This is a genomic window from Lutibacter oricola (genome assembly GCF_900106565.1).
GTDB classification, from domain to species: Bacteria; Bacteroidota; Bacteroidia; order Flavobacteriales; family Flavobacteriaceae; genus Lutibacter; species Lutibacter oricola.
This window is the reverse complement of sequence record NZ_FNNJ01000005.1, coordinates 1-20,214: the sequence shown is the minus strand read 5'-3', so window position 1 is coordinate 20,214 and position 20,214 is coordinate 1. Positions and strand designations below refer to the sequence as shown.

Genomic DNA, 20,214 nt, shown 5'->3' with positions numbered 1-20,214 from the left:
AGTAAAAAAAATCTACTCGAATTCAAAGTACGGTAAAACAATATAAGTAGTAAGGTGTTTTTGTAAAGGTGTCTTTTATGTAGTGTTTTGTACTGTTTGTTTATTTATATTAGCTATTTATTGGAGTTTAATGATATTTATCACAAAATATTTTTGGTAAATACTCTAAATTTAACTCACTATAAAAACATTTAAATGTTTAAAAAATGAATAACCGATACCTACCGCTCAATTTTCTTCTAAAAATCTATAAAAAAATTAATTTTATAGATATACATATACAACCCAAATATACTCGTTATAGGATTCTTTGATGATTCTACTTTCTCAATAATTCAAATTTCTTTGAAGTGATATTTTTTCACTTGATAGATTGTTAAAAATAATATTGAAGCTATACTACATTTAGTATAAACCTAAGCTTACACCCTACATTATGAATAAACAACTACTCAAACAGTTATATGCGAAAAACACTAAATTTCGTAATTTATTTACGCTATTATTTTTCGCCATTTTCTTTTTAAGTTTTCAACAACACATTTATTCTCAAGATGCAACTATTAATGTTGATGGAGTATCAACAATTTGTGAAGGAGAAAGCGCCACAATTGAAGTAATAATTGGAGCAAGTATTAATCCGTATACAATTGTATACTCTGATGGTACTTCTAATTATACCGTAACCAATTATAATTGTGATGCAAATATTGAAAGCCCTACTTATGGAGGTGATCCAATTACGGTAGCGCCAACAGTTACCACCACTTATTCACTAGTTAGTGTAATTGATCAGTTTAATATTTCGTTGCCAATAAATTCTTCAACAGTTACAATAACTGTAAATCCATTACCATCTAATATTACTGCAACGGTAAATTCAGGTAATGCTGTTTGTTATAATTCAGCTTTTATTATTGATGCAGCAGCAACAGATGGTAATACATATGAATTATGGAATGAAGCAAATTCGGTTAAGTTGGGTGACTTACCTTATAATGCAACAATTACAGAAAATACAAACTACACAATTAGAGCCTTAAGCGCTTCTTTATGTGAATCTACTCAAGCACTCTCTGTAAGTTTAGAAAATATAGTGCCAACTATAACAGGTGAAGGAAATAAAATTATTAATACAGTAGTAGGTGACTGTAATGCAATTTTACCAGATTATAGAAATACTGTAACTGTTACAGATAATTGTTCTTCTGAAGCAAATATAACTTTAATTCAAAACCCAGTTCCTGGATCAATAGTTAGTAATCATAATTCTGTGCAGCCTGTAGTAATAACTGCAACTGATGAAGCTGGAAATGAAAATACATATAATTTTAATGTTACATTAATAGATAATGTAGCTCCTGAAATTACTTGTGTAGGTAATCAGCCAGTAGCCGCAAATAATGGGTGTTCTTATGAGCATTCTGGCACTGCTTGGGATGCAGTAGGTAATGATAATTGTACGGTTGCTTCTGTAACATATAATTTAACAGGTGCTACAACTGGTTCAGGTACTACTCTAAATAGTGTTGCTTTTTTAGCGGGAACAACAACTGTAACGTGGACAGTAACTGATGGAGCAGGTTTAACAAATACTTGCAGTTTTGACGTAATTATTTCAGATTCTGAAAATCCAACAGTTAGTTGTGTTTCAAACCAAACAAGAAATACAAGTTTAGGAAATTGCAACTATACACACACTAGTAATTCTTGGAATGCAACAGCGCTAGATAATTGTGGAACACCTGCTGTTTCATACGTGTTAACCGGTGCTACAAATACAACAATTCCAACAACGCTAAATGGCGCTACTTTTAATAAAGGAGTAACTAATGTTGAAGTTACTGTTACAGACGGGGCATTAAATACCGATACTTGTAGTTTCTCAGTTATTATAAATGATGCTGAATTACCATTGTTGGTGGATTTACCTAATAATATTCTAATAAATAATGATGTTGATGCTTGTAATGCAATTGTAAGTTGGGTAGAACCTACAGCTACAGATAATTGTAGTGTTCAAACTATATCATATGCAACAAGTCCAACAGCAGGTTTAACTATTGGGAGTGCTTTTCCAATAGGAACAACAAATGTAACATACACGGTTGCAGATGATACTGGAAATGAAAATACAGGTTTATTTAATATTGTTGTTTCAGATAGCCAATACCCTGAAATAACATGCCCAACAAATATTACCCAAAATGTTGAAGCTGGTACTTGTGGAGCAACAATTAATTATATCACCCCGGTAGGAACCGATAATTGTGTAGGTGTTACAACATCTCAAATAGCAGGATTGGCAAGTGGAAGTGTTTTTCCTGAAGGAACAACTGTTAATACCTTTGAAGTAACTGATGCGTCAGGAAATAAAACTTCATGTAGTTTTAATGTAACAATAGTTGATAATGAAATTCCGATAATTGTAAACTGTCCGCTAGATATAACACAAAATAACGATTTAGATTCTTGTAACGCTGTAGTATCTTGGACTGAACCAACAGTTTCAGATAATTGTACAAACCCAGCAAGTATAACTTGGGAAAAATCTCATACTCCAGGAACAGTTTTTCCAGTTGGAACAACTATAGTTACCTATACAGCCAAAGATGAGTTTGATAATGTAAGTGCTACTTGTAGTTTTAATGTTACAGTTGTAGATGCTCAATTACCTGAAATTATTGGGTGTCCTTCTAATATAACAAAAACTACCGATTTAGATTCTTGTAACGCTACTGTTTCTTGGACTGAACCTTCTGTAAATGATAATTGTACAAGTTCAGCAAATATTGTGTGGACAAAATCTCATACACCAGGTACAGTTTTTTCACCAGGTACAACAACGGTAACATACGTAGCAACTGATGAAGCAGGTAATAATAGTGTTACTTGTTCTTTTGATGTGGTTGTTGAAGATTCTCAAAAACCAGTAATTACCAATTGTCCTACAACAATTACTCAAAATACAGATTCTGGTTTATGCACAGCAGCGGTAAGTTGGGTAGAGCCTTCTGCTTCAGATAATTGTACAGTTGAAGGTAACTTAGTTTGGACGAAATCACATTTGCCAGGAAGTTCATTTAATGTTGGAACAACAACTGTAACTTATACAGTAACTGATGAAGCTGGAAATATTAGTAATGTTTGCAGTTTTGATGTTATTGTTTCTGATAATCAAAATCCAAATGCAGTTTGTATTTCACCAACAATTTATTTAAATGCTTCAGGAGTAGCAACCTTAACAGTTGCAGATGTAAATAACGCTTCTTCAGATAATTGTACTAATTCAGAAGATTTAGTAATTACGCTTAGTAAAACAACATTTAATTGTTCTAACAAAGGAAACAACACAGTTGTAATGACTGTAAAAGATGCTTCAGGTAATACATCAACATGTAATTCAACAGTTGTGGTAGCAGATAATATTGCACCAACATTAACTGCAACAGCGGGAACAGCAGATTCTAGTTTAAATGTAGATATTAGTGAATGTAGTTACACTGTAAAAGGGTCGGAGTTAGACCCTATGGGAGCTGATAATTGTACATCAGGTATTACTCTTTTATATGAAGTAACTGGAGCAACTACTTTGTCTGGTTCAGGCTCATTAACAGGTCAAACATTATTAAAAGGTGTAAATGTAATTGAATGGACAGCTTCAGATGGAACAAATTCTTCAGCACCTTTAACATTTACAAAAACGGTTGTAGATAATCAATCACCCTCGGTTTCAACAGTTGGTAACCAATATAAGGGTACAGATTCTGACGCTTGTGGATATACTGTAAACGGTACAGAGTTTGACGCAACATATTCAGATAATTGTTTAGTTAACGAAGTAACATATAAAATAAACTCTAGTGCTCCAGTTGTAGGTACTACATTAGATGGTGTTTTAATAATGCCTGGAATTAATACAATTGTTTGGACGGTAAGTGATGGTGTTAATTCTAAATCAAGTAGTTTTAGAGTTACAGTTACAGATGATACCTTACCAATTATTTCAAAAATAAATGATATTACCGAAGAAATTGATACAGGATGTGGTAAAATAATTGGTTGGGCTGAACCAACAGCAAGTGATAATTGTACATTAACTAGTTTTACTCAAACTGAAGGGTTAGCAAATGGAACAAGTTTTCCTGTAGGTTTAACAAAAGTTACTTATACTGTTGAAGATTCTTCAGGAAATATAGTTAACATGAGTTTTAATGTAACTATAAGTGATTTAACACCTCCAGAATTAACTTGTCCTTCAGGAAGTACAGAATTATCTCCATTCAATAGAGATGCAAATACTGGTTTATGTTTTTATGAAGTTATAGGAGCTGAATTTGACCCAACAACTACTGATGGTTGTGCGTTTACAGCAGCAACTAATTCATTTGATGGTACTACAACTTTACAAGGTAAAGAGTTACCAGTTGGTGACCACACAATTACTTGGACAGCAGTTGATGAGTTTGATAATATAAGTACTTGTACTATATATGTACGTATTAATGATACTCAGAATCCAACATTTGATCAATCTACTGGTAATTTTGATAAATATACAGATCCAGCTCAATGTTACTATACAATTGTTGACACTTCTTTTGATTTAAGAAATATTGCTGATAATTGTGGACTTCAAGATCCTACCTATATTATTACTAAAGGAGTAACAACAGAATTTACAGGAACAAATACACTAGCAGGAATTCAACTGTTACCTGATAATGTACCGTATTCGGTAGAATGGACAGTGGAAGATGTAAACGGAAATACTGTTGTAGCAGATGCCTTTACTATTACTGTTTTAGATAATCAAGCGCCTACGTTTGAATGTTATGGAAATGAAATAAGAAACATACCAAGTACAGTTTGTGATTATACTGTTGTAGGTACAGAGTTTGATCCTTCAGGATTAACTGATAATTGTGATGCTTCAGGAGATTTAACTATTTCATATACTTTAAATGGTGTTTCAGGTGGAGCTTCTACTTCATTAGCTGGTGAAATTTTAACAGCAGGGGTACACGCTGTTGTTTGGACAATAAAAGATTCTAAAGAAAATGAAGCTAGTTGTAGTTTTAATATTACTGTTGTAGACCCTGTAACACCTACAATTTCAGCAGTTTTAGACCAAACAAGAAATGCTCCAACTACGAGTTGTTCATATATAACAGTAGGAGCAGAGTTTGATCCTGTTACTGTAACAGATAACTGCCCTTCATATACATTAACAAATAATTTAAACGGTTTAGTAACCTTAGATGGTTACGAATTTCCTGTTGGAATTACTGTTGTTGTTTGGACGGTAACTGATAGTGGTGGAAATATTGCTACTACCCAATACCAAGTAGATGTTAACGATGTTACATCTCCTGAGTATAACCTTACCGGTAATACAGATGCTGTGGTTTCAATAACTAAATCAACATCTAGTACAGATTGCTATTATACAGCTGTAGGAACAGAATTTGATCCGCAAGCTATTACAGATAATTGTACTTCTGCAAATTATACTGTAATAAATGATTACAATAGTTATAGATCATTAGCTTATGTTAAATTCCCAGTAGGAACAACTAATGTTTCTTGGAGTGTTAAAGATAATTACGGAAATGAAACTATAAAAACATTACAAATAACTGTAGTTGATGATGTTAAGCCAGTAATTAATTGTCCTTCTTCTGATTATACAAGAGTTTATGGTATAGGGCAAAACTATTATGTAGTTGGTACCAATGAGTTTAAACCTGTTGTTACTGAAAATTGTAGTATAGACACTTATGAATATGTGCTTTCAGGAGCAACTACAGGTTCAGGAACTAATTTAACAGGAGTTCAATTAAACGAAGGTGTAAATACAATTGTTTGGACTGCTACAGATTCTGCATCACCAGCAAATATTGAAACTTGTACTATAACAGTAAATGTGGTTTCAGATTTATACCCTGCTATTACTTGTGTAGGCGACCAGTCTAAAAATACAGATACCGGAGAGTGTTTCTATACTGTTTCAGGAACAGAATTTAATGCAATTTCTACAACTGCAGGAGCAACTTTAATAAATGATTATAATTCATCGTCTACATTAGATGGCGCAGTTTTTCCTCAAGGAACAACTTTAGTTACTTGGACAGCTTCGCAAACTGTAGATGGAACTGAGTACACAAATGATTGTAGTTTTTATGTTATTGTAAGTGATAATGAAGATCCAGTAATTACTGCTCCAGCTAATCTTACAAGAAACACAAATTCAGGATGTTTTGCAACAAATGTAAATTTAGGAACCCCAGTTGTTAGTGATAATTGTGGTGTTTTAAATGTATGGAACAATCAAATAGATGCTACATATAATATAGGAGTAACTACGGTTACTTGGTATGTTGAAGATATTCATGGAAATAGAGTAAGCACTACTCAAACAGTAACAGTTGTTGATGATGATGCACCTACATTAAATTGTATTACTTCTATTTGTAGAGAAGTAGATGAGGGACAAAACTATTATACAGTTTATGATCACGAATTTAACCCCTATGGAATTTATGATTGCTCAACAGTAACTGTTACAAATGATTATAACGGAACAAATACATTGGCAGGTGAACAAATCGCTGCTGGTACAACTGTAGTTAATTGGACAATAACAGATACAAACAACAATGTAACAAATTGTACTACAACAATTACAATTAATACTGATGATCCACCATCGGTTACTTGTAGAGGTTTTCAAAGACGACCAACAGATCCAGGTGTATGTACTTATATTATTCAAAATACAGAATTAGATATTTCATCAACAACGCCAACAACAGTTTTAACTTACACTTTATCGGGGGCAACAACTGGTTCAGGTTCAACAACATTAAATGGTGTAATTCTTAATAAGGGTGTTACTACAGTTTCATGGACAGCAACAAATGGTAGTGATACTAATGTTTGTTGTACATATAATATTCATGTTTACGATGATCAATTTCCAGTTGTAACTTGGCCTGCAGATATTACAGTAAGTGTTGATGCAGGAAGTAGTTGTACTGCAACAGGTGTTGATGTTGGTGTGCCAACAGCTACTGATAATTGCGATGCTCCTGCAGCAATTACTTATACACAATCAACAAACGATACTACTTTTAATTTAGGTGAAACTAATATTTATTGGAGAGCAAAAGATGCAAGAGGAAATTATGTATATCATACACAAAAAATTACAGTAACTGATGATATTTCGCCAGTTATTGATTGCCCAACTGAAACATACTATAGAGAATATACGCACCCATACGTAGATTACTATTATATTAAAGGTGATGAGTTTACACCTTCAGTAACTGATAATTGTGTAGTTACATCTTACACAAATAGTTTAACAGGTACAAGGTATATCAATGGTCAGCATTTAAATATAGGAGATCATATAATAACTTGGACAGCAGAAGATGGAAATCCAGGAACACCAAACACAGCAACATGTAATGTTAATGTTACTGTAGTAGACTCATTTAAACCAATTATTGATTGTCCAAATAATAATACTGAAGTTACCAATACAGGTTCTTGTAGTTATACAATTCCATTAGATAATACAGATTTTGATGCAACGTTTACTTCTATTTCAGGAGATGCAAGAACAATGACTCATAATCTAGTAGGTGCACCTTCAAATACTACTTTAGCAGGAGCTTCAATTCCTAAAGGAGTTAATACAATAACTTGGACTGCTACTCAAACAATAGGAGGAACTGAATATACAAATTCATGCGAATTTACTTTTACGGTTAATGATGAAGAAGCTCCAGAGCTTCAATTACCATTTGATGATGTAACAGTAAATGTAGACCCAGGAACTTGTACAAATACCTTTACATTAACACCTCCAACTGTAACCGATAATTGTTCGGCTGTTGGAGATATAACAATTACAAATAATGCCCCTGCTACATTTTTATTAGGTACAACTAATGTAAGATGGCAATTTACAGATGAAGAAGGAAACCAAACAGTATATGTTCAAAAAGTTACCGTATATGATAATGAATCACCAATAATTTCAAATTGTCCTTCAGAACCAATAACTGCAAAAGCAACAGGTAATAACTGTCAGGTTAATGTTTCTTGGCCAGCTCTTGTGGCTACTGATGATTGTGCAGGTGTAAAATCGTTTATTTCAACTCATAATTCAGGAAGTATATTTAGTGTTGGAACAACAACAGTTACTTATACAGCAACAGATAATAACGATAATGTTTCAACTTGTTCTTTTGATGTAGTTGTAACAGATACAGCTCCAACTTTAACGTGTATTGAAGATCAAACCAGAAGTGCCGATGCAGGAACTTGTGAATATAAAGTTCTAGGAAATGAGTTTGACCTATTAGCTTTTGATGATAATTGTACAACACCATTGTTATCCTGGAGTTTTATCCATCCTGAAACATTGGTTGAAGTTACTGGAACAAATACACTATCTGGTGTAAGTATTCCTAGAGGTCATAACAATGGAGCAACCACCGGTCAGATTACAATAACTTGGACCGCTACTGATTCAGGAGGTAAAGAAAATAGCTGCTCGTTTGTTTTAACAATAACAGATGATGAAGCACCAATACTTGTAGTACCAGGAAATCAAATTAGAAGTACAGATTTACATAAAAATTATTACACCGTAAAAGATGGTGAGTTTGATGATGTTACTGCAACAGATAACTGTGGAATTGTAACTAAAATTGTAAATGAATTTGGTGTAGCTACACTAGATGATTTGCAAATGCAAATGGGAGAGAACTCGGTAACTTGGGAAGCAACTGATGATAGCGGTAATGTTGGTTCAGCTAACTTTTACGCTTATATTGTTGATACGGAATTACCAAGATTAGAAAATGCACCTTCAAGTATTTCTGTTGATGCAGGAGCTAGTTGTAATGCTAAAGTAGATTATACGCCTCCTACATTTATAGATAATGTAACAGCCCAAGAAGATTTAGTGATAACAATTTCTCCTTCATATGCTGTTCCTGATTATGAATTTCCAGTAGGAATAACAGAAGTGTCATATATAGTAGTAGATGAATCAGGGAACATTTTAACATACAGTTTCGATATTACTGTTACAGATAATCTATCTCCAACATTAAATTGCCCTTTAGGTGATGTTGGAAATCAATTCAACAGAAATACAGATACAAATAAAGCATATTATACAGGGTTAGGAAACGAGTTTAACCCTACAAATTATTCAGATAATTGCATAGTTACATTAGAAAACGATTATAATAATACAGCAACCCTTACAGGTAGCACTTTTCCAATTGGTATAACTACAGTAGTTTGGACAGCTACTGATGAAAGTGATAATTCAACATCTTGTACAATTCAAGTAGTTGTGACAGATATTGAACAACCTGTTATTAATAGTTGTGCAGATGTAGCAGTTACTAGAGAAGCTGATTTGGGGTCTTGTTTTTTAACAGTAACAAGTTCAGAGTTTGATCCTTTTGATTTTAAGGATAACGCGGGAGTTTCTAAATTAACATATTCTATAGATGGAGCTCCAGAAGTAGGCACAGATGTAAATACTACTTTAGTAGGAGCTCAAATACCTGTTGGGATTACTAATGTAATTTGGAGATTATATGATTTAAGTAACAATGTTAGTGCAACATGTACAACTGCATTTACTATTACTGATACACAATTACCAAACTTAATTCCTATTGCAACACAAACAAGAAATGTAAACGCAGGCTTAAGTACTTATGAAGCAAATAGTACAGCAGATAGTAGTTGGAATATTGCTGTGACCGATAATTGTACAATAAATACAATTACTTATCAAATAGACGGAGGTGCAATTGTAGGAACTGACGCTTTAACAAGTATTATGGGCGAAACATTTACTGTTGGAACTCATACAGTTGTTTGGACAGCTACAGATATTTATGGAAATAGTAATACTGGATTTTACCAAGTAATTGTTGAAGATAATGAAGCTCCAACTACAGTTTGTAACCCAATTACTGTTAATTTAGACAATACAGGAAGCTATTCATTATCAACAGAAAATATAAATGCAATCGCATTAGGTTCTTCAGACCCTAGTGGTATAGCTACTTTTGAGGTTTCACCAAATTCATTTGATTGTGTAGATGTTGGTACAAATAGAGTTACACTTACCGTTACAGATAATTATGGAAATGTTGCTACCTGTGATGCAATTGTAACAGTAGCAGATGTAACACCACCAACTGCTTTGTGCAAACCAGTAACATTATATTTAGATGTATTAGGTAATGCAACTATTTTAGCTTCGGATATAAATAATGGATCTAATGATGCTTGTGGAATAGCTAGTATTTCAGCAAGTAAAACATCTTTTGATTGTACAAACGTAGGTGTAAATACGGTAACATTAACTGTAACCGATGTTAATGGAAATAGTTCCACTTGCGATACTACGGTAACTATTGAAGATGATGTAAACCCAGTTGCGGTATGTAAAAACATTACGGTATCTTTAGATATAAATGGTGAAGCAACTATTACAGGTTTAGATATTGATAATGGCTCTTATGATAATTGTTTAAGTACATTAAATAGAGTAGCCAGCCCAAATACATTCAATTGTTCAAATATTGGAGCAAATGAAGTAGTGTTAACGGTAACTGATCCAGCAGGAAATTCAGACACCTGCTCTGCTATTGTTACTGTTGAAGATACAGTAATACCAACTGTAATATGCCAAGATATTACAATTCAATTAGATGCATCTGGTAATGCAACTATTACAGCTAATGATATTGATAATGGATCAACAGACGCTTGTGGAATAACTAGTTTATCATTAGATAAAACGAATTTTGATTGTTCAAATATTGGAGCTAATCCAGTAACAAATACAGTTACCCTTACAGTTACAGATACAAATAACAATGTTGCAACTTGTACTGCACTTGTAACTGTTGAAGATAAAATTGAGCCATTAATTACTTGTACTTCAAATAAAGTTGTTGATACAGATGCTAATGAATGTACTTATACACATAATAATTCTACTTGGAATGCAATTGCAACCGATGCATGTACAACTATTTCAAGTTTAACTTACGCATTATCGGGAGATACTGTTCTTGCTGATAATCCAGCAAATAGAGATCTTAATGGACAAGAGTTTAATAAAGGAACAACAACAGTAACTTGGACAGTAATTGATGGTTCAGGAAATTCAAATCAATGTACTTTTGATGTTGTAGTTGAAGATAATCAATTACCAAATGCTATTTGTCAAAATATAACTATTCAACTTGATGCTTTAGGAAATGCATCAATAAATGAAAATGATATTAATAATGGATCAAATGATAATTGTGGAATATTAAGTATTGTAGCTAGTAAAACAGATTTTACTTGTGCAGATTTTGGTGCAAATACAGTTACATTAACTGTAACAGATACTAATAATAATGTTTCAATGTGTAATGCTACTGTAACTGTAGAAGATTCTATAAACCCAGTTGCGGCATGTACACCAATAACAATTCAATTAAACTCAGCAGGAAATTATTCGTTATCTGCTGCAGATATTAATACAATTTCAGCAGGATCATCTGATAATTGTTCAATTTCAACTAGAGAAGTATTCCCAAATACTTTTAGCTGTAGTGATATTGGAACACCAGTTAATGTAACACTTACTGTTACTGATATAGCTGGAAGAACAAATATTTGTTCAACAACTGTAACTGTTGTTGATAATGTATTGCCTAATGCCATATGTCAAAACATTACAATTCCATTAGATGCAGATGGAAACGCTTCAATTACAGGAAATGATATTGATGGCGGTTCAACTGATGTCTGTGGAATTAGTTCAAGAGTTGCAAGTAAAACAGCATTTACATGTGCAGATTTAGGTAATAATACTGTAACTTTAACAGTAACTGATGTTAATGGAAATGTAGCAACTTGTGACGCAACGGTTGAGGTTGTTGATACAAGAAAACCTACTTTTACTTTATGTTCAACAAATCAAACCGAAGTAACTGATCCTAGTGAATGTACTCACGTACATGGCAATACAGATTGGAATGCAACTGCAACAGATAACTGTGGAGTTGTTTCATTAACCTATTCATTATCTGGAGTAACAACAGGAACAGGTACAGATATTCAAGCTGTACCATTTAATAAAGGAACAACAACAGTAACTTGGACAGCTACTGATGCTTCTGGAAATTCTGAAACTTGTTCATACACGGTAACAGTTAATGATACTGAAGATCCTCAAGCAAATTGTAAAGTTGCAAATGTAGAATTAGAAAGAGACGGAACTGTAACAGTTCTTCCTTCAATAATAAATGATAATTCAACCGATAATTGTGGAATTACTTCTTATGAAATTTCAAAAGACGGAACCAATTTTAATTCATCGTTAAGTTATAATTGTTCTGAAATTAGTGGAAACACAATTTACTTAAAAGTAACTGACGATGCAGGTTTAACAGATGTTTGTTCAACAACAATTACTATTGATGATACACAAGCTCCAACGCTAGACGATTTAACCAATAGAAATGAAGTAGTAGATAGTGGAGTTTGTACTTATACACACCCTAATGATTTATGGAATCCTACAGATAATTGTGATATTTCACCTACAATTACATATACATTAAGTGGTGCAACTACTGTTGTTACAGGATCCAATACTACATTAAACGGACAAATTTTTGAAACTGGAACAACTACAGTTACTTGGACAGTAGCTGATCATTCAATACCAATTAATTCAGATACTGTAACATTTGACGTGGTAGTAGCTGATACTCAAAACCCAACAATTTTTTGTCCATCAAATATTACTCAAGATGTTGAAAATGGAGGAGATACTTCAGTAGAAGTTTCTGGAATATCAGCTCCAATTTATAGCGATAATTGTGCAGTTACAAAATTAACCTATGCTTTATCTGGAGCAACAACTGTTTCAGCTCAAGCCTCAGGAATAAACGAGCTAAGTTCAGCAACTTTTAATATAGGTACAACAACAGTAACTTATATTGTTTATGATGAAGCAGGAAATTCAGAAACATGTAATTTTAATATTACTGTAAATGCATTACCTGATAATACTATTATAGTTTCAGAAACAGCCATTACAACTACCGAAGATTTAGGAACTGATACATTTACAGTTGTTTTACCTTTTGCACCAACAGGAACAGTTGTGTTTAATGTTGAGAGTGATGATTTAACTGAAGGAACAGTTGATAAGAGCACATTAACATTTAATGAAAGTAATTGGGATACTCCACAAACAGTAACTGTAACAGGAGTTAATGATGATGTTGATGATGGAGATATTTCGTACACAATTATATTAACTACTAATACAGATGCTACAGATGATTTATCTGGTTATGAAAACGTAAACCCAGCAGATGTTAGTGCAATTAATTTAGATAATGATACTGCAGGTGTTACAGTTTCAGTAATAAGCGCTCCAACAACAGAAAGTGGTGGAACAGCCACATTTACAGTAGTTTTAGATACAGAACCTACCAATGATGTAACAATTACATTAACTAGTGATGACTTAACTGAGAGTTTAACTTCAAACTTAAGTACAACTACGCTAACTTTTACGGCTGGAAATTGGGATGAACCTCAAACAGTAACCGTAACAGGTGAAGATGATGAAATAGTTGATGGTAATGTAAGCTACAATATTGTAACAAATGCAGCATCTTCGGGAGACTCAAATTATAATGGAGAAAACCCAAGTGATGTAGCTGTTGTAAATAATGATAATGATACTGCCGGATTTATTGTTACCCCAATAACTTCAATAACTACAGAAGATGGAGGACAAGCAATTTTCACAATAGAGTTAACAAGCCAACCAGCAACCGATTCAGAAAATTATGAAGTTGTGGTTGATGTTATAGTTGATGAAGAGGATACAACCGAAGGAACAGTAGATTTAGAACTTACGTTTGATCATACAAATTGGAATGTACCACAAACTGTAACAGTAACAGGATTAGATGATGCTATTGTAGATGGTACAATTTCTTACAGTATAGAAAATAAAGTAAATACAACTAAAACAACCGATAGTAATTACGATGTTTTAAATCCAGATGACGTAACTCTAACAAATACAGATAACGATGCAGCTACTTTAGCTATTAATTCAGTTTCTATAAATGAAGGAAGCACTGTGCCAGGAACAACGGCATTTGATTTTACTGTTACAAAAACTGGTCCAGATGTAGTTGATGGGTTTACAGTTTCCTTTTATGCAAGTAATGGAACTGCATTGGCAGGTATCGCAGGTGCAGGAGATTTTACAGGTACAGGAGGCCAGTTGAACTTTGGAGAGACAGAAACAACTAAAACTATTACTGTACTTGTAAATCAAGATGAGGTAGTAGAAGCAAATGAAGAATTTACAGTAGTTTTAAGTTTAATAGATCCAAATTCGTTAGGTTTAGGTATGGATGTAACTATTCCAGTAGTAGGAAAAACAGGAACTGGTACAATCCAAAATGATGATAGTTCAGCAGTTAGTATAAATGATGTTTCAATAGTAGAACAAGATTCAGGGCAACAAACTTTAACTTTTACTGTTAGTCTTTCGTTAGCAGTTGAAGAAAATGTAACTGTTGATTATACTACAACAAACGGAACAGCAACAACAGTAGATAGTGATTATGTAGCGAATTCTGGAACATTAACATTTATTGGAGGAGACAATCCTATAACTGAACAAACCATAGAAATATTAATAAATGGTGATGAAAAAGTTGAATTAGACGAAACCTTTAATATTGTATTAAGTAACCAAAGAATTGGTGGTTTAGTAAATCCTAACTTAACAATAGCAAAAGATACAGGTGTTGGAACAATTACCAATGATGATGCTGCTCAAATTTCAATTTCTGGATTTACTGTAAATGAAGCTGTTGGAACAGCCGATTTTACAATTACCATGGATAAAACTGTCCAAACAGCATTCACAATAGATTTTGCAACATCTGATGATTCGGCCTTAGCTGGCTCAGATTATACTGCGGTAACTTCAACATTAAACTTTGGAGGAGCAAATGCATTAACACAAACTGTTACAGTTCCTATTACTAATGATACTTTTGTTGAACCTACAGAGAATTTGTTTGGTACAATTAGTAATTTAGTTGATGCGGCTAATCAAAATATTACATTTAATGGGGGAGGAGCTTCAGCACAAGCAACGGGAGTAATTAATGATGCTATTGATGCGGCAACTATTTCAATAAATGATATGAGTGTAAATGAAGCTGATGGTACAGCTACATTTACTGTTACATTAACAGGAGATATCCAAGATGATTTAACGGTTGATTATACAGCAGTTAATATTGATGCACTTTCTGGTAGTGATTATACATTAGCTTCAGGAACTGTAACTTTTGCTGGTGGTTCAACAGGAACAACAACTCAGTCAATTATAGTAACTATTTTAAATGATGTTATTGCTGAACCTACGGAAACTTATTATATTAATTTAAGTAATATCAGTTCAACAGGTAGTGCTTCATTTACAGATAGTGATTATCAAGGTTTAGGTACAATTATAGACAATGATCCACTTGCACTAACAATTAGCGAATTTACAATTACTGAAACTGAAAGTACACAAGTCGATAATTTTGTAGTTAGAAGTAATATTGAGGCTCAAGAAGATATTATAATTACGTTTACAACATCCGATGTTGAAACGTCTTCTGGTAGTGATTATGTTGCTCAAAGCTCTCAATCATATACCTTAACAGCTGGGCAAACTTCAGTAAATATTCCTATAAGTATATTAGGTGATATTATTGCTGAACCAATTGAAACCTTCACAGGAACAATTGCCTTAAGTGAAGTAAATGGTCAAAACGTTTCTATAACAACAGCAATTGCTACATCAACTATTAATGATAATGATATTGTTCATATTACTTTAGAAGATAAAACAGTTGTTGAAACTAATGGAACACAACTTGTAAATTATATCGTAAGTACAGATATAGCTTCTGAAAATCCAATAGTATTAGATTACTCAACTTTTGATGGAACAGCATTAAACGGTGTACTTAAAGATTACACAACACCATCATATGCTACAATTACAATTCCAGCAGGACAAACAACTTTAAATATACCTATTGACGTTTTAGGCGATTCAGTAATAGAACCAACAGAAACTTACACAGCTTCAATTAGTGAAAATAATTATAATGGTCAGCAAGTTGATTTAACAAAATCAAGTGCAACTTATACAATAACCGATAATGATTCAGCTGAATTATCAATTTCAGGGTTTACTATTAATGAATCTGAAGTTGGCACGGTAACAGCAAACTTTACAGTAACATTAAGTAGTGCAGTTCAAAATACATTTACTGTAGATTTTGCAACTTCTAATATTATTAATCAAGCATTGGCAGGTTCAGATTATACTGCTGTAGCTACAACAACTTTAACTTTTGGTGCTACTAATGATTTAGTTCAAACTGTAGAAGTAATAATTAATAATGATGATTTAGTTGAACCAACAGAAACATTATTAGGTACAATAAGTAATTTAGTTGCAAATAATCAGAATGTTACTATTTCAACACCAACAGCAATTGGTACAATAACCGATAATGATGCAGCAAGTGTAGTTATTAATAATGTTGAGGTTGCTGAAGATGTAGCGTCAGGAACAGCAATATTTACAGTAACATTAACAGGTCACATTCAAGATAATTTAACTGTAGATTATACAACAACAAATGGTGCAGCAACAAACCCAGCTGTTCAACCATCAGATTATACGTTAACTACTGGAACCGTAACATTTATGGCTGGTTCAAATACAGGAGATACACAAACTATTATAGTTCCAATTATAGACAATTCAATAACAGAACCTTTAAACGAGTATTATACGGTAGATTTAAGTAACATAGTATCTACTGGTACTGCAACTATTAATGATTCTGAAGGTTTAGGTACAATAGTAGATGATGATCCATTAAATGCAATAACTTTAACAGGGTTTAATAATTCAGAAACTAATAGTAATTCAACATATAATTTTGTTGCAACATTAGATTATTTAGCTCAAGAGCCAATAATTATCTCGTTCACAACAACAAATGATACAGCAGTTGGTACTGATTTTATTGCACAAAATACAGTTCAATATACAATTCCGGCAAATACACTTTCAGTTAATATTCCTGTTGTGGTAATAGGTGATTTAATATCTGAACCACAAGAGTCATTTACTGGTGAAATTACGTTAGTTAACGATAATGATCAACATGTAACAATAGGAACCAATACAGCAACAAGTATAATTAATGATGATGATAATGCTATTATTTCAATTGCAGGATTTACTGTAAATGAAGATGTAGGAACAGCAGAGTTTACAATTACATCTAGTTTAGAAATTCAAAATGAAGTAACAGTTATATTTTCAACATCAAATGGATCTGCATTATCGAGTTCAGATTATGATGCTGTAACTTCTACAACATTAACTTTTGGAGGTTCAAATTCAAACCCTCAAACAGTCTCAGTTAATATTACTGATGATATTATTGCTGAACCAACAGAATTGTTTAGTGGTATTTTAAGTTCATTAGTTAATAATAGTCAAAATGTAACATTAAGTAGCGGACCTATTTCATCTGCGGTTGGTACAATTAGAGATAACGATGAGGTTACACTTTCAATTGATGATATTACTTTAATTGAAGTAGATGGTGGAGCAACAGTTAATTATCAATTTACAGTTACGCATATCGGGTTAAGTACTGATGGTCCATTCTCTGTAAATTATTTAACTAGTAATGTTGAAGCATTAGCAGGTTTAGATTATGTAGCAAATTCTGGGACTATTAACTTTAGTGGTACGTCAGGAGAAACTCAAACTATAACAATAGTAGTTAATGGTGATGATATATTGGAACCAACAGAAACATTTACTGTTGATTTAAGTGAGAATGATTTTGGAGGAAGATTAATCACATTTTCTGATGCAAGTGGATTAGGAACAATTACAGATAACGATGTAACAACGGTAAGTATAGTTGCAAATGACCCTAATGCAGCAGAACCAAACAATAACGGTCAGTTTACAGTAAGTATTGGGCAGGCTTCTTCAACAGCGACAGTTATAAGTTACGCGGTAACAGGAACAGCAAATTCAGCCGAAGACTATGTAACATTAACAGAAACGGTAACTATACCAGCAGGTTCATTTAATGCTCTAATCGACCTTTCAGTAATAAATAATGATATTCTAGAAGCTTCAGAAACTGTTATAATAACATTAAATGCAATAACATCTGGAGATGCTAATATTTCAATAGGAACACCTGAAGCAGCAACAGTAACAATTGCTGATGATGACTCAGCCTTAATAAGTATTTCAGCAAATGATGCAATTGCATCTGAACCTGGAAATAATGGACAATTTACAATCAATACAAGTAATGTTTCAGATGTAGATACAGTAATTGAATATTTAATTACAGGAACCGCAACAGCAACAGATGATTATACAGCTTTAACAGGAACTGTTACAATTCCAGCAGGTGAAACATCAGTTACTATAAATGTAAATGTTGTAAACGATAATGTTTTAGAAGCTTCAGAAACAGTAATAGTTACCTTAAATTCTATAACTTCTGGAGATGCTGATGCTAGTATTGATACAAATAATGATGAAGCAACAGTAACAATAGCAGATAATAATTCAGCATCTTTAGCAGTTGAAGATATTACAGTAGTTGAAGGAAATAATGCAGTTTTTACAGTTACTTTAACAGGGAATGTTCAAGGTGGATTTAGTATTAATTATGCTACAAATGATGGTACGGCAACTACATTTGATAGTGATTATACAGTCTCAGCTAACACATTAACGTTTACGGGAACCGATGCAGAATCTTATACCATAACAGTTCTAACAAATGATGATGATTATTTAGAAGTAGTTGAGAATTTCATGTTAAATTTATCTGGAATTTCTAATGTTTTAGTAAGTTATGATAATCAAGCAATAGCAACATTAAATGATAATGATTCAGCTTCTTTATCAGTTTCTGATGTTATAGTTGATGAAGGAAATAATGCTGTGTTTACAGTTGTTTTAAATGGAAATGTGCAAGGAGGAGTGAGTGTCGATTATTCAACAGCCAATAATTCAGCTTTATCAAGTTCAGATTATGTTTCAACCTCAGGAACATTAAATTTCACAGGTACAACACCTGAATCTTTCACTATCACAATTCCAACTTCGGAAGATCTAATAGCAGAACCATTAGAGAGTTTTGAGTTAAATTTTGAATCTATTAGTAATAGTCTAGTTAGTTTTGATACACAGGCAATAGGGACTATTACAGATGATGATTTCTTGTCAATTAGAATTGCAGATAACACAATAACAGAAACAGATGTAGCACAAGTAGGATATTTAGTTGTAACTATGAATGGTGTTGCTCAAAGCGATGTTGTCTTAAGTTTTTCTACAGTGTCGGGTACAGCTTTACCAACTACAGATTATATTTCTGAATCAGGAGATTTAGTGGTAATTCCTTCAGGAAGTACAGGGGTAAATATTCCAATTAATATTTTAGGAGACTTAGTTTTAGAACCTACTGAATCATTTACAGGAACTATTTCTATAAGTGAAGATAATGGGCAACCAATTACAATTTTAGACGGTAGTTCAAATATTACAATTATCGATAATGATGCAGCAAGTGTATCAATTGCCAATGTAAGTGTAGATGAAGATGCAGGAGTAGCAACCTTTGCAGTAACTTTAACAGGAGATGTACAGGATAGCTTTACCGTGAATTATGCAACAAGTAACAACACAAGTGCAATAGCAGGATTAGATTACACAGCAACAACAGGTACAGTAAGTTTCCTCGCAAATTCAGCAGATGGTGCAACAGAGACCTTTACGGTAGCTATTACAGATGATAGTTTAGTAGAGTCAACAGAGACTTATACGGTAACCCTAAGTGGAATTACAGGCTTGGCAACCATTTCAGAAGCAGTAGCAATAGGAACTATAGTTGATGATGACGCTTCAGCGGTAAGTATAGCAGCAACGAATCAGGCAAGTGAACCAAACAGCAATGGACTGTTCACCGTAAGCCTAACCAATGCCGTAAGTACCGATAC

Annotated in this window: 1 protein-coding gene; it reads left to right on the top strand. The window is 33.1% G+C overall.

Annotated elements, in window-relative coordinates:
- Nucleotides 1-436 precede the first annotated feature (436 nt).
- Nucleotides 437-20,214: HYR domain-containing protein (locus BLU40_RS10395; RefSeq protein WP_090123138.1), on the top strand; the 19,778-nt coding region annotated here is incomplete at its 3' end.